This is a genomic window from Haladaptatus sp. ZSTT2, from assembly GCF_037081775.1.
GTDB lineage: Archaea > Halobacteriota > Halobacteria > Halobacteriales > Halococcaceae > QDMS2.
The window spans coordinates 2,563,895-2,583,654 of the sequence record NZ_JBAMHQ010000001.1; the positions used below are offsets into that span (position 1 = coordinate 2,563,895).

The 19,760-nt window shown below is 60.2% G+C and carries 26 protein-coding genes, 1 tRNA gene and 1 other RNA gene; 13 read left to right on the top strand and 15 right to left on the bottom strand.

What is annotated here, in order from left to right:
- Positions 1-39: 39 nt before the first annotated feature.
- Complete coding sequence (locus V5N13_RS13980; protein ID WP_336361255.1) at positions 40-891, bottom strand: HpcH/HpaI aldolase/citrate lyase family protein; 852 nt, start codon at positions 889-891, stop codon at positions 40-42.
- Between the two features lie 24 nt (positions 892-915).
- Here V5N13_RS13980 and V5N13_RS13985 point away from each other — a divergent pair, with 24 nt between their 5' ends.
- Positions 916-1,431, top strand: coding sequence for a MaoC family dehydratase (locus tag V5N13_RS13985; protein WP_336361256.1), 516 nt, complete (start codon positions 916-918; stop codon positions 1,429-1,431).
- Here the strand turns inward: V5N13_RS13985 and V5N13_RS13990 are convergent, their stop codons facing one another.
- From V5N13_RS13990 to V5N13_RS14010, 5 genes are all read right to left on the bottom strand, one after another.
- Positions 1,432-1,827 (bottom strand): DUF5658 family protein, encoded by a 396-nt coding sequence (locus V5N13_RS13990; RefSeq protein ID WP_336361257.1) that lies wholly within the window; start codon positions 1,825-1,827, stop codon positions 1,432-1,434. It abuts the gene before it with no gap.
- A 208-nt stretch (positions 1,828-2,035) separates the two neighbouring features.
- Positions 2,036-3,754 carry an acyl-CoA carboxylase subunit beta gene (locus V5N13_RS13995; protein ID WP_336361258.1) on the bottom strand — a complete coding sequence of 573 codons (1,719 nt, stop codon included), beginning with the start codon at positions 3,752-3,754 and terminating at the stop codon, positions 2,036-2,038.
- Between the two features lie 65 nt (positions 3,755-3,819).
- A complete protein-coding gene (locus V5N13_RS14000) occupies positions 3,820-4,668 on the bottom strand; it encodes a class 1 fructose-bisphosphatase (protein ID WP_336361259.1) in 849 nt (282 codons plus the stop codon).
- A complete protein-coding gene (locus tag V5N13_RS14005; RefSeq protein ID WP_336361260.1) occupies positions 4,665-5,450 on the bottom strand; it encodes a class I fructose-bisphosphate aldolase in 786 nt (261 codons plus the stop codon). The genes V5N13_RS14000 and V5N13_RS14005 overlap by 4 nt, the downstream gene beginning before the upstream one ends.
- Before the next feature lie 73 nt (positions 5,451-5,523).
- Positions 5,524-5,835 (bottom strand): hypothetical protein, encoded by a 312-nt coding sequence (locus V5N13_RS14010; protein WP_336361261.1) that lies wholly within the window; start codon positions 5,833-5,835, stop codon positions 5,524-5,526.
- A 121-nt stretch (positions 5,836-5,956) separates the two neighbouring features.
- Between V5N13_RS14010 and V5N13_RS14015 the strand changes: the two genes are divergently transcribed.
- Positions 5,957-6,814, top strand: a complete 858-nt coding sequence (locus tag V5N13_RS14015) for a 3-hydroxyacyl-CoA dehydrogenase family protein (RefSeq protein ID WP_336361262.1) — start codon at positions 5,957-5,959, stop codon at positions 6,812-6,814.
- On the opposite strand, the gene V5N13_RS14020 is transcribed toward V5N13_RS14015, so the two are convergent.
- Both V5N13_RS14020 and V5N13_RS14025 read right to left on the bottom strand, forming a co-directional pair.
- A complete protein-coding gene (locus tag V5N13_RS14020; protein WP_442905102.1) occupies positions 6,802-7,917 on the bottom strand; it encodes a glycosyltransferase in 1,116 nt (371 codons plus the stop codon). The genes V5N13_RS14015 and V5N13_RS14020 overlap by 13 nt on opposite strands.
- A 27-nt stretch (positions 7,918-7,944) precedes the next feature.
- A complete protein-coding gene (locus V5N13_RS14025) occupies positions 7,945-8,997 on the bottom strand; it encodes a glycosyltransferase family 4 protein (protein WP_336361264.1) in 1,053 nt (350 codons plus the stop codon).
- A gap of 173 nt (positions 8,998-9,170) precedes the next feature.
- Between V5N13_RS14025 and V5N13_RS14030 the strand changes: the two genes are divergently transcribed.
- The 3 genes from V5N13_RS14030 (at position 9,171) to V5N13_RS14040 (ending at position 10,647) form a co-directional block, all read left to right on the top strand.
- Complete coding sequence (locus V5N13_RS14030; protein WP_336361265.1) at positions 9,171-9,446, top strand: ribonuclease P protein component 4; 276 nt, start codon at positions 9,171-9,173, stop codon at positions 9,444-9,446.
- 82 nt (positions 9,447-9,528) lie between these two features.
- The gene (locus V5N13_RS14035; RefSeq protein WP_332898552.1) at positions 9,529-9,774 is read left to right on the top strand and encodes a YhbY family RNA-binding protein; all 246 of its coding nucleotides are present in this window, start codon (positions 9,529-9,531) and stop codon (positions 9,772-9,774) included.
- Entirely contained in the window at positions 9,775-10,647 is an 873-nt protein-coding gene (locus V5N13_RS14040) for a mechanosensitive ion channel family protein (RefSeq protein ID WP_332898553.1), read from the top strand. It begins immediately after the preceding gene.
- A gap of 75 nt (positions 10,648-10,722) precedes the next feature.
- Here the strand turns inward: V5N13_RS14040 and ffs are convergent.
- Both ffs and V5N13_RS14050 read right to left on the bottom strand, forming a co-directional pair.
- An RNA gene (gene ffs, locus V5N13_RS14045) (signal recognition particle sRNA) lies at positions 10,723-11,035 on the bottom strand.
- Between the two features lie 44 nt (positions 11,036-11,079).
- Complete coding sequence (locus V5N13_RS14050; protein ID WP_336361266.1) at positions 11,080-11,529, bottom strand: DUF7548 family protein; 450 nt, start codon at positions 11,527-11,529, stop codon at positions 11,080-11,082.
- Positions 11,530-11,613: 84 nt separating this feature from the next.
- Between V5N13_RS14050 and V5N13_RS14055 the strand changes: the two genes are divergently transcribed.
- Positions 11,614-11,925 (top strand): DUF5798 family protein, encoded by a 312-nt coding sequence (locus V5N13_RS14055; RefSeq protein ID WP_336361267.1) that lies wholly within the window; start codon positions 11,614-11,616, stop codon positions 11,923-11,925.
- Positions 11,926-11,971: 46 nt separating this feature from the next.
- Positions 11,972-12,952 carry a PLP-dependent cysteine synthase family protein gene (locus V5N13_RS14060; protein WP_336361268.1) on the top strand — a complete coding sequence of 327 codons (981 nt, stop codon included), beginning with the start codon at positions 11,972-11,974 and terminating at the stop codon, positions 12,950-12,952.
- Between the two features lies 1 nt (position 12,953).
- On the opposite strand, the gene V5N13_RS14065 is transcribed toward V5N13_RS14060, so the two are convergent.
- The 3 genes from V5N13_RS14065 to V5N13_RS14075 form a co-directional block, all read right to left on the bottom strand.
- The gene (locus V5N13_RS14065; protein WP_336361269.1) at positions 12,954-13,361 is read right to left on the bottom strand and encodes a CoA-binding protein; all 408 of its coding nucleotides are present in this window, start codon (positions 13,359-13,361) and stop codon (positions 12,954-12,956) included.
- A 67-nt stretch (positions 13,362-13,428) separates the two neighbouring features.
- A complete protein-coding gene (locus V5N13_RS14070; protein ID WP_336361270.1) occupies positions 13,429-14,049 on the bottom strand; it encodes an RAD55 family ATPase in 621 nt (206 codons plus the stop codon).
- A gap of 127 nt (positions 14,050-14,176) precedes the next feature.
- Positions 14,177-15,022, bottom strand: a complete 846-nt coding sequence (locus V5N13_RS14075; protein WP_336361271.1) for a geranylgeranylglycerol-phosphate geranylgeranyltransferase — start codon at positions 15,020-15,022, stop codon at positions 14,177-14,179.
- 94 nt (positions 15,023-15,116) lie between these two features.
- Between V5N13_RS14075 and V5N13_RS14080 the strand changes: the two genes are divergently transcribed.
- Both V5N13_RS14080 and V5N13_RS14085 read left to right on the top strand, forming a co-directional pair.
- Positions 15,117-15,191 (top strand) — tRNA-Arg (locus V5N13_RS14080).
- A gap of 143 nt (positions 15,192-15,334) precedes the next feature.
- The gene (locus V5N13_RS14085) at positions 15,335-15,703 is read left to right on the top strand and encodes a VOC family protein (protein WP_336361272.1); all 369 of its coding nucleotides are present in this window, start codon (positions 15,335-15,337) and stop codon (positions 15,701-15,703) included.
- Here the strand turns inward: V5N13_RS14085 and V5N13_RS14090 are convergent.
- On the bottom strand, positions 15,700-16,026 hold the full coding sequence (locus tag V5N13_RS14090) for a hypothetical protein (RefSeq protein WP_336361273.1): 327 nt from the start codon (positions 16,024-16,026) through the stop codon (positions 15,700-15,702). The two genes, V5N13_RS14085 and V5N13_RS14090, sit on opposite strands and share 4 nt — an antisense overlap.
- A gap of 206 nt (positions 16,027-16,232) precedes the next feature.
- On the opposite strand from V5N13_RS14090, the gene V5N13_RS14095 reads away from it, so the two are divergent.
- The 4 genes from V5N13_RS14095 (at position 16,233) to V5N13_RS14110 (ending at position 18,554) form a co-directional block, all read left to right on the top strand.
- Positions 16,233-16,928 (top strand): succinylglutamate desuccinylase/aspartoacylase domain-containing protein, encoded by a 696-nt coding sequence (locus V5N13_RS14095; protein ID WP_336361274.1) that lies wholly within the window; start codon positions 16,233-16,235, stop codon positions 16,926-16,928.
- Position 16,929: 1 nt separating this feature from the next.
- Positions 16,930-17,205: a hypothetical protein gene (locus tag V5N13_RS14100; RefSeq protein WP_332898563.1), complete on the top strand. Its 276-nt coding sequence runs from the start codon at positions 16,930-16,932 to the stop codon at positions 17,203-17,205.
- Between the two features lie 85 nt (positions 17,206-17,290).
- A complete protein-coding gene (locus tag V5N13_RS14105) occupies positions 17,291-17,614 on the top strand; it encodes a hypothetical protein (RefSeq protein WP_332898564.1) in 324 nt (107 codons plus the stop codon).
- A 358-nt stretch (positions 17,615-17,972) separates the two neighbouring features.
- Entirely contained in the window at positions 17,973-18,554 is a 582-nt protein-coding gene (locus V5N13_RS14110; protein ID WP_336361275.1) for a DUF7344 domain-containing protein, read from the top strand.
- 52 nt (positions 18,555-18,606) lie between these two features.
- Here the strand turns inward: V5N13_RS14110 and V5N13_RS14115 are convergent, their stop codons facing one another.
- A complete protein-coding gene (locus V5N13_RS14115; protein WP_336361276.1) occupies positions 18,607-19,656 on the bottom strand; it encodes an NADP-dependent oxidoreductase in 1,050 nt (349 codons plus the stop codon).
- Between the last annotated feature and the right edge of the window lie 104 nt (positions 19,657-19,760).

Here is a 19,760-nt window from a genome sequence, read left to right on the forward strand (position 1 = left end):
GTTAAACGTACCGGCAATTTTTCGTATGAAGGGTCTTCCCTATAGCAAGTTTGCAGCCCGTGCTCGCGCGACGATTCGCTCTGCTTGGGCGATGAGCGGGGCATCTATCATCTCGTCGTTGACACGGAACACACCGCGACCCTCCGCCTCGGCCTCATCGCGTGCGGCAAGGACGGCACGCGCCCACTCGACTTGGTCGGGCTCGGGCGTGAACGCGTCATTGATGACCGACACCTGTGCTGGGTGAATCGCCATCTTGCCGTCGTAGCCGAGTTCGATGGCGAACGCTGTCTCGTCTGCGAGACCGTCTGTGTCACGAATCGCGGTGTAGACGGTGTCGATGACATCGACACCCGCCGCGCTCGCCGCGAGAACGACGTGTTCGCGCGCGTAGAGCACTTCCGTCCCGTCCTCGGTGCGGGTCGCGCCGATGTCTGCGGCGAGGTCTTCTGCGCCGAATACGAGCGCGGCTGTCGCCTCCGCATTCGCAATCTCGACGGCGTTCAACACGCCCGCCGCGGATTCGACCAGCGAGAACGCGGGCAGGTCGAAGCCACGTTCTGCAAGCAGGGTCTGAAGTGCGTCTACGTCGGCCGCACCCGTCGCTTTCGGAAGCATGATGGCGTCGATGCGCGGGTCGCCAGCGAGAACGCCATCGAGGTCGGTGTCCGTGACGGTACCAATCGGGTTCACGCGAACACAGACCTCGCAGTCGGGGTCGAACGACGAGTCTGTGAGCACTTCGTTTACCGCCTCGCGTGCGGCTTGTTTGCGTTCTGGGGCCACGGCGTCTTCGAGGTCGAAAATCACTACATCCGCGCCGACACCGGGCGCTTTCTGCATCATCTCCGGGCGGTCGCCGGGGGAGAACAGGAGGCTTCGTCGTGCCATATTCAACCCTCTCGCGGAGACGGTTTGAACGTACCTCTCTTCGGCCAATCGGCGGGATTTTTCACCTCACTTCGCGCATGTGCGGATATGACCGGCCGATACTACGAAGAGTTCGAGGTTGGCGAAACCGTCGAGCACGCCGTTCGTCGCACCATCTCAGAGAGCGACAACCAGACGTTCTGTGACATGACGATGAACCAACAGCCACTCCACCTCGACGCGGAGTTTGCAAAGGACACGCAGTTTGGTCAACGGCTCGTAAACGGTCTCTACACGATGAGTCTCGCGGTGGGTCTCACCATCCCCGACATGACCGACGGCACCATCGTCGCAAATCTCTCGTACGACAACGTCAGCCACCCGAACCCCGTCTTCCACGGCGATACGATTCGCGTCCAGTCGACGGTAACAGAAAAGCGCGAGACCTCAGACGGCGAACGCGGTGTCGTCACCATGCACGTCGAAGTGTTCAATCAGGACGACGAACTGGTCTGTGAGTTCGACCGAACCACGCTGTCGCTCAAAAAGCCAGCCGAATAACTAGATAACGAGGAACACGAGCACCGTATTGATACACACCGCGATAATCGACGGTGTGGCAAGCCCGAGCGGAATAATTGGGGCGTAGTGGTGTGGGGTGAGCGCCCAACACACCACTCCGATTCCGAGGGCCAGACATTTGAGTAAGCCAAGTCCCGCGTAACCAAACGCCGAGATTGCGCGGACAGCAATGGGGTTCAGCTCCGTCAATCCGAGTTCGAGACCGTACATCGTGAGCAATACGTCGGCAGCCATGGCACTCACCACGATGAACCACAGTTTGTACTGGAGCGGGCCAAGGACGTGGGTAATCCAACCGTCGGACTCATCGGGGGGTGTCGATGAAACGTCAGCGCGCGTCTGTCGAAGACGACGAGACTCATCAGTATGGGACATTGTAGATACTCTTGGGGTGCTCCGTGGGGAGAGCCGGTGTGCAACTCACACACAGACCGCGATGGGGCGTTTTACAGCACCACAACGGCAAAAACAGGTAAGCAGACTGACCGCATAGTTACATGTCGCTTACAACAGCGCCTCGCTGCTAGCACTGACATAACGTTCTCCCAACCCAGAGTGTTCGAAAAACCGGACGCTCTGCCGATTAGAGAATCGTGCCGTGTTTCTTGCTCGGCAGGTCTTTTTCGACGTCTTCGTAGAAGTTGAATCGGTTGATAAGTTCCTGTCGAAGCGTGCTCGGTGGCACGATTTCGTCCACGACGACTTCGCTTGCCATGCGGTGGATGTCGATGTCGTGGCGGTACTCCTCGCGGAGTTCTTCGGTGCGTTTTGCGCGCTCTTCGGGGTCTTCGATGGCGTCCAAATGGTTGCGATAGACGGCGTTAATCGCAGCTTCCGGCCCCATAATCCCGATTTCGCCGGTTGGCAGCCCGATGACGCCCTCCGGGTCGTAGGCGGGCCCGGACATGGCATAAATGCCTGCACCGTACGCTTTGCGGATGACGACCGATTGCTTTGGTACCGTCGCAGACGACGTGGCGTAAATCATCTTCTTGCCCTGCTCTAAGATGCCCTCTTTCTCGACTTGCGACCCGGCCATGAAGCCCGGCGTGTCACAGAGGTAGAGCAGGGGCACGTCGAAGGCGTCGCACTTCCAGACGAACTCTGCGGCCTTCTCTGCGGCCTTCGGGAAGATTGCGCCCGCGCGGTGGGCGGGCTGGTTTGCGATGATGCCGACCGGTCGTCCGTCGAGGCGGGCGAACGCCGTGATAATCTCCTTGCCGTACTCGGCTTGCAGTTCGAAAAAGGAGTCGCGGTCGACGATGCGTTCGATGAGGTCGACCATGTCGTAGCCGCGATTCGGTTCGCGGGGAATCATGCCGTCGATGCCCTCTGGCGATTTCGCCGGTGGCTTTGGCTCTGCTCGTGGCGGTTTTTCGTCTGCGTTGTTCGGCAGATACGAGATGAGTTTCGCCCCGAGTTCGCGGGCGTGTTCCTCGTCGCGGGCGACGAGGTCGGCACTGCCGGTGTGTTTTGCATGAACCATCGGGCCGCCAAGGTCTTCCATCGAGATGTCCTCGCCGGTGACCATCTGCACCATGCGGGGGGAGGCAATCGCCATCGCGCTCATCTTCTCGACCATGATGGTGAAATCGGCGAACACCGGGGTGTAGGCCGCCCCCGCGATACACGGCCCGTAGAGCACGCAAATCTGAGGCACGCGCCCCGACAGCATCGAGTGGTTGTAGTAGTACTTGCCAATGCCTTCGCGGTTGGCGAAGAAGCCGGTCTGCTGGTCGATACGCCCGCCGGAGGAGTCCATCAGATAGAGGACGGGTTTCCCGCTTTTGAGCGCCCGCTGCTGCATCCGGAGGAACTTCTCAACCCCGTGACGCGCCATCGAACCCGCTTTGACGGTGAAGTCGTTCGCCATGAAGTGTACCTCGCGCCCTTCGAACTCCGCCGCGCCCGTGATGAGGCCGTCTGCGGGGAGTTTGTCCTCGGCGTCGAACTGGGCGAACTTCCCATCCTCGAACAGCAGTCCGTCGTCGAACCAGAGCTTCATCCGGTCGCGGACGAACAGTTTACCCTGGTCGGGGAGGCGTTGTTTGTACTTCTCCGGGCCGCCGAGGTCGATTTCCTCGATTTCCGCCCAGAGCTGCTCCTCGCGCTCGGTCGGCCCGAAGTCATCGACTTCCGGCTCCGGTTCTGGCTCCGGCAGGTCACTCCCGTCCGCGGTTGCGGCGGGTTCGTCCGCTCCGTGCACGTACACCTCAACCTCGTTTCGGAAGTTTTGGGCGAGGGCTTCCGCGATGGCTGCGGCTTCCTCCTCGTTTGCACCCTTTGCGATGGTGACTTTCATGAAAAACCAGAGGTGGTAGGGGATTGAAACCGTTTCCCTTGAAAATTGATGAGGGTTATTCGGCCTCAGTCTGCGAGTGCGGCTTCGAGCCGGTCGATGAGGCGAGAATTGCCAACGTGAACCGGAACTCGCTGGTGGAGGCCGGTCGCTTCAACCGAGAGCAGTGACCCGGTTCCATCGGAGGAACGGCCACCTGCGGCCTCCACGATGTAGGCGATCGGGTTCCCCTCGAACTGGAGGCGGAGTTTGCCCTCCGGGCGCGACTGAAGGCCGGGGTAGGCGAAGATGCCACCGTAGGTGAGCACCTGATTCACGTCGCCTATCATCGCCCCGCCGTAGCGCAGCTTCAACTCCTGTTCTATCTCGCGGGCGAACTCGGTGAACGCGGGCGTCCACTCGGGGACGCGCCCGCCAAAGCCGTAGGTGACCGGCTCTGGGGGGAGCGTGATGTCCTCGCGGACGGCGCGCTTGTCGCCGTCTTCGATGACGTACTCGGTCACACTGTCGCCCTCGGCCACAATCATCGTCGTGATGGGGCCAAACAGGACGTAGGCGGCGGCGACGAGGTCGTGTCCACTCGCGGGGAGCGGGGCGTCGTAGACGCCGAGAATCGTCCCCATCGTGTTGTTGGACTTGAGATTCGACGACCCATCGAGGGGATCACACGCGAGATGATACCCATCTGCGTCAGGGTTTCCGTCGATATCGTCGCGTTCTTCCGAGGCGTAGGTCGCAACACCGTCGAGTGCGAGCAGGCGCTCACTGAGGAGGTCGTCCGCGTAGAGGTCAGCGGCGAGTTGCGCCTCTCCGGACGGATTCTCCTCGGCTTCGTAGGTGCGCCGCCCGGTCAGCCCCGCACGGATGTCGGGGGCCGTCGCGGCGACGGTGTCGATGATGCGAGTGAGTGTGCTCATTCGAGGGCGGCTTCGACGGATTTGCCGTTGAAGATGAGCTCTTCGAGCGCATCGAGGATGTGCTCTGGCTCCTCACGCTGCCAAACGTTGCGGCCCACGGCGAGGCCCTTCGCACCGGCGTTCATCGCGGAGTTGACCGTCGAGAGGAACTCCTCGTCGGAGGTCTTCGACCCGCCGCTCATGACGACTTTCGTCGCGCCTGCGGCCTTGACGGCGAGTTCCATGGCGTCCTGACTGCCGGGGTACTTGACCTTCGCAATGTCCGCGCCGATTTCGTGGGCGATGCGGGTCGCGTAGGCGATAGTGTTCGGGGAGGTGTCGTTTTTCAGTCCCTGACCGCGTGGGTACGACCACATGACGACGGGGAGGTCGTACTCGCGGGCTTTCTCTTGGACGTCGCGGAACTCTTCGAACATCTCGACTTCGTGGTTCGAGCCGCTGTAGACGGTGAAGCCTACGGCGTCTGCGCCAATCTCTGCGGCGTAGTCCACAGAGCAGTTGACCGGCGAGTCTGGCTCGCCCATCCAGAGATTCGAGGTGCCGTTCATCTTGACGAGGAGGTTCACGTCGTCCTCGTAAGAGGGGTAGTACGCTTCTGCGAGCCCTTTCTGGACGGCAAAGGCACTCACTGCGTCGTGCGTTGCGATGTCGAACACCGTCTCGGGGTCCATCCGCTCTGGGACATCGGTGAAGTCCACCGGACCGTGTTCGAGACCGTGGTCGTACGCGAGAATGAGTGACTTTCCATCCCGGATAATTGGGGAGTCGTCAACCGGAATCATACGCCTAAAACTGGGGTGACTTTGCTTAATAGTCTATTGGGTCGGATTGTGCTGTATGCCCACGTATCCCACCCTACGCGCCCGAATCTAGTTGTCGCCAGTCGTCGCGTCTGAGGCGGTCGATCGTCGCCTCGACGGTGTCGCGTGGCAGCTCGAAAAAGCGGAGTCTGCCGACGGGCGTCTGGATTTTGACGACACAGGAGTGTTCGGTGAGCGTGTACGCGGTGAGCGTTTTCCCCGTGCCGTAGCGCAGCGAGACGGACTGGTCTACTGGTGCGTGCTCGGTCAAGTATTCACCCAACTCACAGCTCAGCCGATGGGCAGATTCGATGTCAAACGGAACGCCGCAGCCACCAGACTGGTCGCGGACACCATGCGATGCCATGAATTACCATAGTCGGTCCGTTCGCAATAAAATATGGTATTCGTGGACACACCTGCCGGTTTGTGGCAGTGTCTCCCACGACTTCGGCACGTTTACACCCCCTGCCGAGAGTGTCTTTCGTATGCGCGGAATGGACGACATCAACACGATTGGCGTGATTGGCGCGGGAACTATGGGCAACGGGATTACGCAGGTCGCGGCCGCCTCGGGCTACGAAGTCGTGATGCGCGACATCAAAGACGAGTTCGTCGAACGCGGACTGTCTGCCATCGACGACTCGCTCACTCGGTTTGTCTCGAAAGAGAAGCTGAGTGAAACCGAGAAAGACGCCGCCCTCGACCGTATCACGGGCACGACAGAGTTCGACGACCTCGCAGACTGCGACCTCGTCATCGAAGCCGCAGTCGAAAACATGGACGTCAAACAGGACATCTTCTCGGACTTAGACGACCTCATGCCCGAAGACGTGGTTCTCGCCACGAACACGAGCACGCTCTCGATTACGACCATCGCAAGCGCCACCGAGCGCCCAGAACAGGTCGTTGGCCTTCACTTCATGAACCCGGTTCCCATCATGAAGGGCGTCGAAGTCGTCATCGGCGAGAAGACGAGCCCCGAAGTCGGGAAACTTGCCCACGAACTCTCTGAGAAACTCGGCAAAGAGACGTGGGAGTCCGACGACAAACCGGGGTTCATCACCAACCGCATCCTCATGCCGTGGCTGAACGAGGGCATCCGTGCCTACGACGAAGGCCTCGGCACGAAAGAGGACATTGACAAGGGCATGACCCTCGGGACGAACGTCCCGATGGGGCCGCTCCAACTCGCAGACCACATCGGCCTCGACGTCTGTCTGCATGCGAGCGAAACGCTGTTCGAAGAGCTTGGCGACCGCTACAAGCCAGCCTACCTGTTAAAGCGCAAAGTCGCCGCGGGCGACCTCGGGAAAAAGACCGGCAACGGCTTCTACGAGTACTGAGCGAGTTCGCGTTCGTACACGTCCAACAACTGGTCGACCGCCGCCTCGACGCTAATCTGGTCGCGGCGAGAAACACAATTTTCACTTAGCTCTGCATTGTTCGCAAGCGCCCGCTCTAAGCCGTCTCTGAAGCCGGCGATGTCGCCGGGTTCGAAGTGGTAGCCAGTTACGCCATCGATGACCGTGTCTTCGAGCGCACCGGCGTTCACTCCAACGACTGGCGTCCCGGCAGCGTTCGCTTCGAGCGCGACGATGCCTTGGGTTTCGACCGGACTCGGGAACGCGAACACGTTGAGGGCGGCGTAGAACGACGGGAGGTCTTCGCGGTCGAGAAAGCCGAGGAAGCGAATGTCCATGTCCATCTCTGCGGCTCTCGCTTCGAGCGTTTCCCGGGCGGGGCCGTCGCCGCCGAAGACGACGGTCACGTCCATTCCGTCGATGGCATCGAGGATGGAGGTGAGCGACTTCTCGAAGCCGTGGCGGCCGGTGTAGCCAATCAGCGGTCGGTCCGTGTCGATGCCGTGTTTGTGTCGGAACTCTGTGCCGTCTGCGGGGCGAAACGTCTCGATGTCAACCCCGTTCGGGACGACTTCCACCCGACTTTCGATGCCGACTTCGTCCGTGAGATGCCGTTTCGTGTCTGCACTCGGGACGAGGACGGTGTCTGCTTGGCCGAAAAACCAGCGCTCGTAGGACTCCGCGATGCGGCCAAGGCCGTTCGAGAGAAACTCGCGCTGAGCGAGGTAGTCTGCATACTCGCTCGTCGGGGTGTGATACGACGTGATGAACGGCGCGTCGACCTCCCGTGAGAGTCGAAGGCCGCCAAGCCCGAGAGAAAACGGGGTGTGGGCGTGGACGATGTCTACGTCTTCGACTGCCTCCGGAACTGATGGCGTCCCGAGGTAAAAGCCATCATAGAAGGGGAACGGCAGGCTTCTGACGGCATGTTCGCCCGGGTCGGGGCTGTAGCCGCGCGCTTTGGGAAAGACGATGTCCATGCGCCCGCCGCGGGCGAGCCACCGGTCGCGCCACGTTTTGACCGTATACGTGACCCCGTTTACCGTGGGCAGGTAGGTATCCGTGAAGGCGGCGACCCGGGGCATCATTTCTCACCCTTGTTCAGCCGAGACTTAATGGTTTGTGACATCACGATAGATTGTAAGAAGTTCGCTTGCAACGCGGTCTAAGCCGTGGTCGGCCGCGGTTTGCCTCGCGTTTTCCCCGAGTCGTTCTCGGAGCGCTGGTTCTGCTGCCAATCTGTCAAGTGCGGCGCGGAACTCCTCGTGAGTCGAACACTTGAGGCAGTCTTCGCCGTGGGTGTAGAACTCGGAGAAGACAGGAATGTCGCGGATGACGACGGCTTTGCCACAAGCCATCGCTTCGAGGACGGCGATGCCCTGATTCTCGTTTTTCGTCGGGAACAGATACACGTCGCCTGCGCCGTACGCGCCGCGAATGTCTTCGACCCACCCGGTGAACGTCACATTTTCCGGTGGGTTGTTCACCCACTCGGTGACGGTTGCGCTCGCTTGTGGACCGGTGTCGTAGGTGCCGAACCACGCGAAATCGTAGTCGGTCTCTTCTGCGAGTTCACAGAACGTGGTGAGGCCTTTTCGCTCGAAGACGCTCCCCACAGCGAAGACGACCATTCCCGAGAGGTCGTATTTGTCCCGGTACTCCTCGCGCAACTCATCGTGGCCTTCGAGCGCGTCGATATCCACGCCGTTCGTTATCGGGCGAATCGGGGCGGTCACAGGGTACGATTCGAGGATGTTCTTCGTGAACTCGCTCGGGCAGAGCACGAGGTCTGCCTGCGAGTAAAACCACTTCAGGTAGCGCGCGAGCACGGGTGCGGCGAGGTTCGACCCGCGAAAGCTCTCTGCGAAGTCTTCGCCCGTCGTGTGGGCGTGTAAGATGAGCGGGATATCCTTCGATTTCGCGCGGCGAGCAAGTGCAAGCGAGACTGGTCCAATCGTGTTCAGATGCACCACATCGACCGATTCGAGCAGCGGGCCGCCGTACAGCGCGCTCCTGAGTCCGCGGTCTACATTCCCACCCACCCACGGGGAGGTGATGACCTCTACATCGGTCTGTTCGAGCGCCGAGCGTTGCTGGTCAGTTGCGGTGCCAATCCCGCTCCGCGCTAGTGCCGATTCGAGTTCGAGATAGTTGAGCGCGCGCACAGCAAAACCGACCCACGGATGCCGATTAACTGTTGCGGTAACAGCGATTTATAATCCCGTTAATCGGAATCTATTTATATGCAACAACAAATCAATTCGCTTGGGGCTACACAGGAGCTTTTCTTTCCTATGTGTTCGGCCCCGGAAACCCCCCACCCCACCCCTCGTTTCCGATGACTACTATTGCCGAAGAGCGGATTGCGCGCCTGCACGACCTTTCAAGAGACGCCGTCAAAACCGGTCACGATGACCGGGCACGCGAGTACGTGAGACTGGCCAGACGCATCGCCGAGCGACATCGGTTGCGTCTCCCCCGGGAGTTCAAACGCTTTACGTGCGCCTCGTGCGACGCGTACCTGGTTCCCGGGCGCAACGCACGCGTCAGGCTGCAAGACGGGCACGTCGTCATTTCCTGTGATTGTGGCCATCACGCACGACACCCATACTAAACTGTTTTCCCTAACCTGACACCGGGCACGACGGCCATACCTCAATATTCACATAGCTCCGGTTAATAAAGCGCATAAGCCAATGGTAAATCAAGACTTGCGGAAAGAAGCCCACGATGTCGAAGTCACCGTCTGGGTCGGCAAGAGCGGCCACGGTGCCGTCCTCGAAGAGTTGAAAACCCAACTCCAAGACCGAAAGCTGGTGAAAGTCAAGTTCCTCCGCGCCTCGCGGGGCGGAACGACGGTCGAAGAGATGGCCGAAGAACTCGCGGAAAACGCCGGTGCGGAGGTCGTTGATACGCGGGGGAACACGGCGGTTTTCCACTAGATGGTTGGAACACTCCCCATCTTCGAGCAGTTTCTCGGGGCGACGTACGGCCTCATCGCCACGCAGTTCGTGCTGTTCGTCGGCGCGTTCATCGCGGTGTTCCTGCTCGGAAAAATCATCGTCACGCCACTTTTCGACCGCGTGGTTCGCTCTCGGGGCTTAGACGAACACGCTCGCCAGCCACTTCGTCGCCTCGTCTCCATCATCGTCCTCTTTACGGCCATCTCCGTTGCATTCGGCGCGGCTGGCTTCGGCAGCTTCCTCACCTCGCTGGCCACCATCGCGGCGGCCGCCACGCTCGCCATCGGCTTTGCGATGCAAGACGTCATCAAAAACTTCGTCGCGGGCATCTTCATCTACACGGACAAGCCGTTTCGCGTCGGTGACTGGATCGAGTGGGACAGCTACTCGGGCATCGTCGAAGACATCAGTCTGCGGGTCAGCCGCGTGCGCACGTTCGACAACGAACTGCTCACCGTCCCGAACTCGACGCTCACCGACGGCGTCATCAAGAATCCGGTCGCCAAGAGCAGGCTTCGCCTGAAGTTCGTCTTCGGCATCGGCTACGACGACGACATCGACCTTGCGTCTAAGATTATCGTCGAAGAAGCCGAGAAACACGAGGGCATCATGGACGAACCAGCGCCGACGGTTCGCCTCACGGAACTCGCAGACTCCTACGTCGGCCTCCAGTCGCGCATCTGGATCGACAATCCGAGCCGCGCAGACTTCGTCAAAACGCGCGGCGAGTACGTCACGAACGTGAAAAACCGATTCGACGAAGCCGACATCGAGATTCCGTACCCACAGCGCGACCTCTCTGGGGCTGTGGTTCTCCAGAACGGGTCTGACTTCGGCGCGGTCGAACAGTAAGCGGCCCTTTTTTCGAGTTTTTGTCTCCGACAGCAGCATACAGCGCCGCGGCTCACGGGTGTGAATACGGTATGAATGCGGACGGACGGAGTTGCCTGGCGTTCCACCACGGGGAATCCCGGTTGCCGCCTCCACCCCGCACCCCTTCGAGCGACAGGTGTCCACGAGTTCGCTGCTCGCTTCCGCGCCTGACGGGTTGCTCGCGGTTAACCACGGTGAGACGTCCCTGCAGACGTTCACCGAAAGACCGCTGTCCCCGAAGGACGAGGCTTCTACGTTGGCTCCCGGGGCCCGTGCCGGTCTGACCGGACGCACCCGTTGTTCGGTCCCCACTAAAGACCATAGCGTGGGTGACGAGCAGGGCCTAACTGCCCGACCTAGTCCAGTTATTTGATAACTGTCTCCGGTTTAAGGGCCTTTCGACTTTTCGCGCTAAAATAACTTGAGGGCGCGGGCGTACCACACGCCGCTCACAGGCACGCCAAGCGAGCAGAACAGCACAATCCAGCGGTGGTTCTCCATGAGCGTCGCGCCAAAGGCGCTCTCGACCGTCGTGAGACTGCCGAGTACGTCTACCGGCACCGCGAGCGCCCAGAGCAGCGTCAACAGCACCATGAAGACGCCGAGGGCAGTTGTCGCTGCCGCAACCGTCACCGGCTCGGTGCGCTGGTTGTATCCCGCCGCAAAGGCGATGAGCGTCACGAGCGCGAACCCGGCCGCGCCGAACACACCTGCGAGGCCGCTCGTGTAGTAAACGGTCAACCCGGACGCCGCGTTTGCGGGCAAGATGAGATAGGGCGCGAGAATCGCCGCGAGAACGGCGATGTCGGCGGCGATACCAAGCAAAGGTGCAGGGGTGTGAAACGCAGAATCCTCAGCCATTGCCGGGAGTTGTCGGGGAATCGAATTAAACGCCCCGCTCTGAAATCCGCAACGCACACGTAGTTCCACTCCATACGCCCGACCATGGGACTTGGTGGAACCGCAAAGAAGTTGCAAAAAGTCGCAGACACCGCAGAAGAACTCTATAAGCGCTTAAACGAGTTGCGCGACCAGATTCTCGCGCTCAGACAGCAGGTCGAATCGACCGGCGCGAAAGTCGAGTCGATAGAAGCGGACCTCACCGAACAGCGCGTTCTCTTGGAAGCGCTCGCGGAGAAAGAGGGCCTCGACGTAGAGAAACTGCTCGCGGAAGCCGAAGCAGAAGCCACAACGGATGACATGGAGGAAGAAGATGTCGCGCCGCCCGCCGAAACGCCAGCAGAAAGTAGCGACTGACTGGCAAAACGTGCCGCTTTAACTGGCCGGGTGCGAACCATCGGGTATGACCACGCACCGAGAACCGCTCGACTCGGTTCTTGAGACGATTGGCGAAACCCCGCTCGTCCGGGTCACAGCCTCCCCTGACACTGTACGCGTCTACGCGAAGCTCGAATCGTTCAATCCGGGCGCGAGCGTGAAAGACCGCATTGGCCTGTATATGTTAGAACAGATGCTCGACCGTGGCGAGCTTTCGCCGGGCGGGACGGTCATCGAGCCAACCGCCGGAAACACCGGAATCGGCCTCGCCATCGCGGCGGGCCAACTCGACGTGAACGCGATTTTCGTCGTTCCCGAGCGATTCAGTGTCGAAAAGCAACAGCTTATGGCCGCCCTCGGTGCGGAAATCATCAACACGCCGACCGAGGACGGGATGGGCGGAGCAATCGACCGCGCCCACGAGCTTGCGGAGGAACTCGATAACGCCGTCGTCCCCCAACAGTTCGCAAACCCCCTCAATGCGGAGGCACACTACGAACTCACCGCCCCGGAGATTTTCGACGCCCTCGATGGCGACGTCGGAGCCATCGTCGCCGGGTGTGGCACCGCGGGGACGCTCATGGGGATCGCCCGCTACGCACTCGAACAGGACGAGGACATTCACATCTGTGCGGTCGAACCCGAAGGCTCGCTCTACTCGACAACGAAGGGGAAATCTGCAGAAGAAGCCGAGTACAAAATCGAAGGGATTGGCACGCACAACGTGGCCACCAACGAGTTGTTCGACCCTGATCTCGTGGACAGCGTTGCGCAGGTGAGCGACGAGGCCGCCCATACCGAATTGAAACGGCTTGCCCGCGAGGAAGGCCATCTCGTGGCCTCAAGTTCAGGTGCTGCGAGCGTTGCCGCCCAGCGTCTCGCCGCGAAAATCGAGGCAGGCGAAATTGCCGCCCCGCACAACTCCGTTGTCACCATCTTCCCCGATTCGAGCGAGCGCTACCTCTCGAAGGGTATCTATCGCTCGTTCGAGGATTGGGAAAACTAGGTTACAGCAGCCGGGCGTGTTCGACTTTCAAACACCGATTTTGGACGAATTGCTTCCCTGCGGCTTCTGCCTTTTTCGCCGCGTCGTCGTCGCGGATGCCGAGTTGCGTCCAGATGACTTTCACGTCGTCGCGGGCGATCGCAGCATCGACAATAGACGCGACTTCTTCGGACGGGCGAAACACGTCTACGATGTCGATTTCTTCTTTTACGTCAGCAAGTGAGTCGTAGGGTTCCATCCCGAAAATCTCGTCTGCGTATGGGTTCACGGGGATGATGGTGTAGCCGTGATTTCGCAAATACTTTGGAATGCTGTGAGCGTCTTTCCCGGGGGTCGCAGAGCAGCCAACGACAGCAATCGTTTTGAGTCCAAGAATCTCGCGGAGTTCGGCGTCCGTCTCGACTGGCATAACCGTACGAACGAGAGCGGCTTGCAAAAGGGCACTGCAGGTGTGTACGCCAGACACAGAAGCGCCTCTACGCTGTTGACGACCTGAGCGTGACCTGTGGCGTCTCTTGGCTGGTTTCGATGACACCGTCAAACAGTTGGGTCAGCATGTTCTTCGTCTGCTGGTCGTGGGCCGTAGACTCCATCACGAAGATTCCGAGGGCGTTTGCGCTCTGTGTTCTCCCGGTGAACACGTGGAGGAAGCGAAACACAGTCTGGATGTTCGAGTAGATGATGAGCGTCGATAGCGAGTGGAGCATCACACGATTGCGGTGGATGCCCTGATTGCCGTAGAAGTGTTCGAGTATCTCTGAGAGTTTAATCCCAATGCCGGTCATGTCGTGGGGCGAGGAGGCAAACTTGCGCGTCGCAGTCTCGGTGGTCGTCCCGATTCCCTGGTGTTTCGTCACGCAATCGACGATGCCCAGTGGCACGTTGTCGAGTGAGTCACCTGTCCGCGTATACTCTTCTACGATGCGGTCGCCACTGTCTTTTGTCGAGATGACGATGCCGCCCTCGCCGTCTTCGAACCCCTGTTTGAGAATATCGAGCGCGAGCTGTCGCTTGCCAGAAAGTGGCGGCCCAGTAATGAGGAGGTTCGACCCGGCCGCTATCGACTGTCCATCGAGTTTCGGTCCGAGATTATACATCTCGGAGTTTCACCCCTGCACGTATGGACATCGATGGACAAGAGTGGTGAACATCCCGTTCACACCTTCGCATCTATTCATGATAATGGGACACAGCCTCATAAACCCCTATCGTACTCAACTACGCTCAGACGATGACGCCGATGCGCCCCGCGATGAACGCCGCTGCCGCGAGGAACATCCCATACTTGAGATGGGACTGGCTCGCCGTCGGGTCGTGAAAGCTCTCGTACCCCGCATACAACATGAGGAGGTCTGCGGGAACCACGACGAGGAGGTAGGCGAGGCCGAACGTCGCTTGGAGATAGGGAACTGGGCTGGCGAGGACGGCGACCCCGAGCAAGACGACGCCGAGGCCGAGCGCATTTCGCTCACCGATGGCAATCGGCAGCGTATTGAGTCCCTCTTCGCGGTCGCCCTCGATGTCTTCTACGTCTTTGACGATTTCGCGGGTCAGCGTCGAGATTGCAGCCAGCGCGAACAAGACGACGACGGCCTCGTTCAGGACGTTGACCGCCGCGCCGCCGAACAGGAAGGTGCTCCCGCCGAGATACGCGACGACCACGTTCCCTGCGCCCGGGAGGCCTTTGAACACCTTGGTGTAAGCGACGAGCGCGACGAGGTTCACGACCGCAATCGCAATCGCGGCAAGTGGTAAGAGCAACGCGAGAACGACCGCGCCCGCAAAGAGCGCGAGGCTGAACACGAGTGCCTCGCGCGGGGTGACGGCTCCACGCGGGATGGCGCGCCCGGGCTGGTTGATGCGGTCGATTTCGCGGTCGAAATAGTCGTTGATGGCGTTGCCCGCGCCCGTTGCGAAGATGGTTGCGCCGACCGCGGCGCCCGTTTCGATCGGGAGCGCGAACGCGCCGCCTGCGACAAATGCGCCAATAAACGTCAGAACGCCCGCCGCGACGGCGTTGACTGGGCGGGTTAGCTCCAGCAAGCCGCGGACACGGTCTCCCATCGACATGACAGGAGTTCTTCGCGGGGCGCGGTTAAATGGCGCGAATCTCGCGGGGCGAATCGCGGGGTTTAAAATAGTCCGTCGTCTTAGAATCGGATGAGGGCGCTTAGCTCAGCCTGGACAGAGTGCTTGGCTTCGGACCAAGTTGTCGGGAGTTCAAATCTCTCAGCGCTCGTACTTTCGCGGCTCACAAACTCGTGAGCCACGGCGCTCGGATTCACTGAGAGATTTGAACGAGGGAGCGAAGCGACCGGGGTTCAACTCTCGTTGGCTGCGCCTACCACCACACTCACTCCCCAACCGCACCTCAGAAAGCCAATGATTCAGTGGAAGCGAATCGACCACGTCCAGTTGCCCATTCCACCCGGCACTGAGGACGGTGCGCGTGCGTTTTACGTGGAGATACTCGGTTTCGAGGAATGTGAGAAACCCGCATCACTCCGGAAAAACGGCGGTGTGTGGCTGCAGAACGGGGCAATCGAACTGCATCTTGGCGTCGAAGCGTCGAGGGAGCCTCAATCGAGACAGCACGTCGCACTCGAAGTTGCAGACCTTGATGCGACACGGGCGGTGCTCGAAGCCCACGTCGTGCCTATCAACGAAGAAACGCCGATACCGGGCCGCGAGCGAGTTTCCGTTCGCGACCCGTTCGGGAATCGGCTTGAACTGCTCGAACGGACTGACTAATTGTCGCTTATCTCTCGTTCGATTTCATTGCCGAAGTTTTCTGCGAGCTCGTCGGCTGTGATTTCGCCGCGTTTGAACAGATCAAGGGCGTCGGGGCCGACGACTTCTGCGAGCGCGCGATATCGGGCGGCGGTGATGCCCGTTTCGAGAAATTCGACGAAGCTTTCGGTTTCTGCTGGATTGAGCACCGTGCGCTCGCCAAACGTTTCGTTTGGGTCGTCACGCGTTTGAATGGAGACGCCAACGACATCGGACAGCTCTACTATCGAGACACGGTACCGTTGCCCCTCGCCAATTGTTCGATTTTCGACCCATTCGTCCATGTAATTAATTCACACGCGGAGAATTTATAGTTACTATCCCAACCACTCTGTCGGTTGTCACACCGATACCGGCCGTATAAGTTTAGTCGTCTCGTTACAACCTCAAGTCGATGAAACGTCGCGCCGTATTATCTCGGGCTGGCGGTGTCGTTGGAATCGCTGTTGCGGGCAGCGTTCCAGCAACCGGCGCTAGTCGTGGCTCTCCTGTGGCAACCCGCGAAACTTACACACTACTCGACGGAACCAAACACGCGACTGAGGTGGTCGTTATCGAGGGCGCACAGTCGGGGCCAACGGCGATGGTCACGGGCGGGATCCACGGTGACGAAATCTCCGGGTATCGCGCAGCAGAGACCGTTTCTGGGTGGGACATTGCACAGGGAACGCTCATCGTCATCCCGCGGGCGAACACCGTCGCCATCGAACGCGGCACGCGCGAGGGAACCAGCGGTGACCTGAACCGGCTGTTCCCGCCCGGCAAAAAGCCGAACTCAGAACTTGCACAGGCGCTCTGGGAAGCGATTGAGCGCCACGACCCGGACGTGTATATCGACCTGCACCGGTCGCTTGGCATCTACAACGTCCAGCCCGGCTACGTCGGGCAGGCCATCTTCCCGACGGCGGCGGGTGATGCGCTCGAACACGCACGGGACGTCGCAGCCCTGCTCAACGAAGAAAAAGTGCCGTGGTATATGCCGTTGCACAAGTATCGCGCAGGCGACCCGATGCCGGAGTCGGGCCCACTCATCGCGAACAAGGTCGGTCAGGACAGGGACACGCCCGCGTACATCGTCGAATCGACGAGTTTCCTGCTCGACCTCGATACGCGCACTGACTGGACGACGCGCGCGGCAGAAGCGTTGCTCGCCCGCCACGGCATCGAGCGGACGGGAGGGAACTGACATGGAGCTAAAGCGCGTCTTACTAGACCCGATTGCCATCTCCGTATTCCTCTTGTTGGTCGTCCCGCTCGCGCTCGGTGCGCGCAACACCCAGTGGATGACGCCGCTTGCGCTGCCGGGCTATCTCATCCTTACGATTGGCTCTGCGCTTGGCAAGGCCCTGTTTCCGACCTTCGAGTTCTACGTGTTCTGGGTGCCACACGTCATTGTGAGTTACCTGATTGCCGTCGGCGTCGGGGCGACTTACCGCTGGATTGCCGCCGGGTTTGGCGGCTGAGACCTCTTACTCCTCATTTTCACGCGTCTTAGCGGCCGAATAATAAGGTAGGTACTGTGTGTGTCCCCAAACGGGGTGACCTACAATGCCCCAATCAGGAACAAACACCCGGACTCAGTCCGGCCAACAGCGCTCACAACAGCAGAGTGCGAATCAACAGGGCTCACAGCAGGGTCAGCCGACCCAATCGTCCCAGGCGTCGTGGTTTGCAACGACCGCGGTCCGCACTGGCGTCATCGTCATCGGCTTTATCTTGCTGTTGTTCGCCCTGGGGCAGGCCGTTGGTGCGAATCTGCTGGGCATGGTCGCAGACGCGCTCAGCTCACAGACAGGCCAGTGGCTTATCGTGGCGTTCTTCGCCGTGCTCCTCATCGGAGCCGCCCAGCGGGGACTTACCGCGACGCGGTAACTTCCCGCGTTCCTGTCTTTCCGTACAGAAACCACCGTGAGAGTGGCACATGATGCGTGGTATCAGTGCACACCAGACGAACGAACTGGCAGTAGGTTGGGGTTACAAGACTCCTGAAAATTAAGCCAGAACAAACCCCCTGACTGCAGCCGATTCACACACGCTTGACAGCCTCACTCACAGATTGTTCAATACCGTTTAATCGCCAGACGGAAAACGGTTGAAACGGTTCGAAACAGAAAGAAACGGGTCGAAACCACTGACCCCCTTTATTATCTCCCCTCTTCTTGAGCAGATTGTGATGACGGTAAGCACCGACTCCCCAAACGCGAACGTGCAGACTGATGCCCTCACGGGTATGCCAGAAGACACAGACGACTCCCCGCTGTCGCAAGACCAGATCTTCCATCTCTTGCAAAACGAGCGCCGCCGTGCGGTTCTCCGCTACCTCGCGCAGACGAACGAGGACAGCGTCCGCATGCGCGACGTTGCAGAGCAGGTTGCGGCGTGGGAAAACGACACCACGGTTCAACAGCTGCACTCAGACGAGCGCCAGCGTGTCTACATCGCGCTGTACCAGACGCATCTTCCAAAGCTCGACGACGAAGGCGTCATCGAATACAACCAGAGCCGCGGCATCGTCGCCCCCACGGCGAACGCCGCTCAGCTCTACCCGTTCATCGACACGGACTCCCACGACGCCGCCACGTCGAGCCAAGAGGCTGCAGACGGCGCTGACGCCTCCGATGCGCCAGAGACAGACGCAGACAAAGACCTTGCGTGGTCTAACTACTACCTTGGTCTCTCCTCTGCGAGCGCCCTCCTCCTCGGCGCGACCTCCCTCAGCCTCGTCCCGGCCGCGCTCATCTCGAGTTACCTCCTGAGCGTGCTTACGGTCGCCGCCTTCGGTATCACCGCCCTCGGACAACGGTTCCTCTGACCACAAAGAACCCTTCAATCACAAGCTAGCGCGCGACCGTGCGGTCGCAGCGTTACGCTTCCGTCCTCACGCTTTCTGCATCCGTGAGCGATGGTTCGGCAACCTTCACGAGTTGCTTTCCAATGTTGTCGCCCTCGAACAGTCCCAGGAAGGCCGCTGGCGCATTTTCGAATCCCTCCACGATTGATTCTCGGTAGACGAGGTCACCGGAGGCAACCCACGACGCGAGGCGTTCCGTGGCCGTTTCGAACTCGGAGGCGAAATCAGAGACGAGAAAGCCCTCGACCCGCGCTCGACTCACGATAAGTTGGCCGAATTTTCGCGGTCCCTGTGGCGGTTCTGTGGCGTTGTACTGTGAAATCTGCCCGCAGACAGCCACGCGTGCGCCGACGTTGAGCTGTTGCATCACGGCGTCGGTGATGGGGCCACCGACGTTGTCGAAGTACACGTCTACGCCGTCCGGACACGCGTCTGCCAGTGCCGTTGGCATGCTCTCGGTGGTTTTGTAGTTGATCGTCGCGTCGAAGCCGAGTTCCTCGGTCAGCCACGCGACCTTCTCGTCGCTCCCTGCGGTCCCGACCACGCGACAGCCCGCGAGTTGCGCCAACTGGCCGACGACCGAACCGACTGCTCCGGCCGCCCCCGAGACGACGACGGTGTCGCCGGGCGTTGGTTCTGCGACTTCGAGGAGACCGAAGTAGGCGGTTCGCCCCGGCATGCCGAGGACGCCGAGTGCGGTCGAAATAGGTGCATAATCTGGGTCAACGGTCGTGAGTTCGTGGCCCTTCGCGGTCGCATACTCGGCCCAGTCGAGATTCCCGGCGACGATGTCTCCGGTCTCGAATCGTGGGTTGTTCGATTCGACCACTTCGCCAACGACACCTGCGCTCATCACGTCGCCTACGTCCCACGGTTCTGCGTAGGAGTCTGCGTCGCGCATTCGACCGCGCATGTACGGGTCAACGGAGAGATAACAGGTCTTTACGAGTACTTCGTCGTGGCCGGGTTCGGGAACGTCGGCTTCGACGAGATCGAAGTCCTCGCGCGTCGGCGTGCCGGTCGGTCGCTGTGCGAGACGGAACTGTCTATTGGATTCGGTCATAGCAGGGTTTGTGGCCGCCGGAGGTTTGACGCTTCGGGTGGCGGATGTGGCCACCTCACACGTCAGGTGGCCAATGAGTATTTCCGTTCGCTCGGAGTTACGGA

Coding starts and splice junctions, on each gene's coding strand:
- V5N13_RS13980 (WP_336361255.1), bottom strand. CDS start 891: ATGGCACGACGAAGCCTCCTGTTCTCCCCCGGCGACCGCCCGGAGATG.
- V5N13_RS13990 (WP_336361257.1), bottom strand. CDS start 1,827: ATGTCCCATACTGATGAGTCTCGTCGTCTTCGACAGACGCGCGCTGAC.
- V5N13_RS13995 (WP_336361258.1), bottom strand. CDS start 3,754: ATGAAAGTCACCATCGCAAAGGGTGCAAACGAGGAGGAAGCCGCAGCC.
- V5N13_RS14000 (WP_336361259.1), bottom strand. CDS start 4,668: ATGAGCACACTCACTCGCATCATCGACACCGTCGCCGCGACGGCCCCC.
- V5N13_RS14005 (WP_336361260.1), bottom strand. CDS start 5,450: ATGATTCCGGTTGACGACTCCCCAATTATCCGGGATGGAAAGTCACTC.
- V5N13_RS14010 (WP_336361261.1), bottom strand. CDS start 5,835: ATGGCATCGCATGGTGTCCGCGACCAGTCTGGTGGCTGCGGCGTTCCG.
- V5N13_RS14015 (WP_336361262.1), top strand. CDS start 5,957: ATGCGCGGAATGGACGACATCAACACGATTGGCGTGATTGGCGCGGGA.
- V5N13_RS14020 (WP_442905102.1), bottom strand. CDS start 7,917: ATGCCCCGGGTCGCCGCCTTCACGGATACCTACCTGCCCACGGTAAAC.
- V5N13_RS14030 (WP_336361265.1), top strand. CDS start 9,171: ATGACTACTATTGCCGAAGAGCGGATTGCGCGCCTGCACGACCTTTCA.
- V5N13_RS14035 (WP_332898552.1), top strand. CDS start 9,529: ATGGTAAATCAAGACTTGCGGAAAGAAGCCCACGATGTCGAAGTCACC.
- V5N13_RS14040 (WP_332898553.1), top strand. CDS start 9,775: ATGGTTGGAACACTCCCCATCTTCGAGCAGTTTCTCGGGGCGACGTAC.
- V5N13_RS14050 (WP_336361266.1), bottom strand. CDS start 11,529: ATGGCTGAGGATTCTGCGTTTCACACCCCTGCACCTTTGCTTGGTATC.
- V5N13_RS14055 (WP_336361267.1), top strand. CDS start 11,614: ATGGGACTTGGTGGAACCGCAAAGAAGTTGCAAAAAGTCGCAGACACC.
- V5N13_RS14060 (WP_336361268.1), top strand. CDS start 11,972: ATGACCACGCACCGAGAACCGCTCGACTCGGTTCTTGAGACGATTGGC.
- V5N13_RS14065 (WP_336361269.1), bottom strand. CDS start 13,361: ATGCCAGTCGAGACGGACGCCGAACTCCGCGAGATTCTTGGACTCAAA.
- V5N13_RS14070 (WP_336361270.1), bottom strand. CDS start 14,049: ATGTATAATCTCGGACCGAAACTCGATGGACAGTCGATAGCGGCCGGG.
- V5N13_RS14075 (WP_336361271.1), bottom strand. CDS start 15,022: ATGTCGATGGGAGACCGTGTCCGCGGCTTGCTGGAGCTAACCCGCCCA.
- V5N13_RS14085 (WP_336361272.1), top strand. CDS start 15,335: ATGATTCAGTGGAAGCGAATCGACCACGTCCAGTTGCCCATTCCACCC.
- V5N13_RS14090 (WP_336361273.1), bottom strand. CDS start 16,026: ATGGACGAATGGGTCGAAAATCGAACAATTGGCGAGGGGCAACGGTAC.
- V5N13_RS14100 (WP_332898563.1), top strand. CDS start 16,930: ATGGAGCTAAAGCGCGTCTTACTAGACCCGATTGCCATCTCCGTATTC.
- V5N13_RS14105 (WP_332898564.1), top strand. CDS start 17,291: ATGCCCCAATCAGGAACAAACACCCGGACTCAGTCCGGCCAACAGCGC.
- V5N13_RS14110 (WP_336361275.1), top strand. CDS start 17,973: ATGCCAGAAGACACAGACGACTCCCCGCTGTCGCAAGACCAGATCTTC.
- V5N13_RS14115 (WP_336361276.1), bottom strand. CDS start 19,656: ATGACCGAATCCAATAGACAGTTCCGTCTCGCACAGCGACCGACCGGC.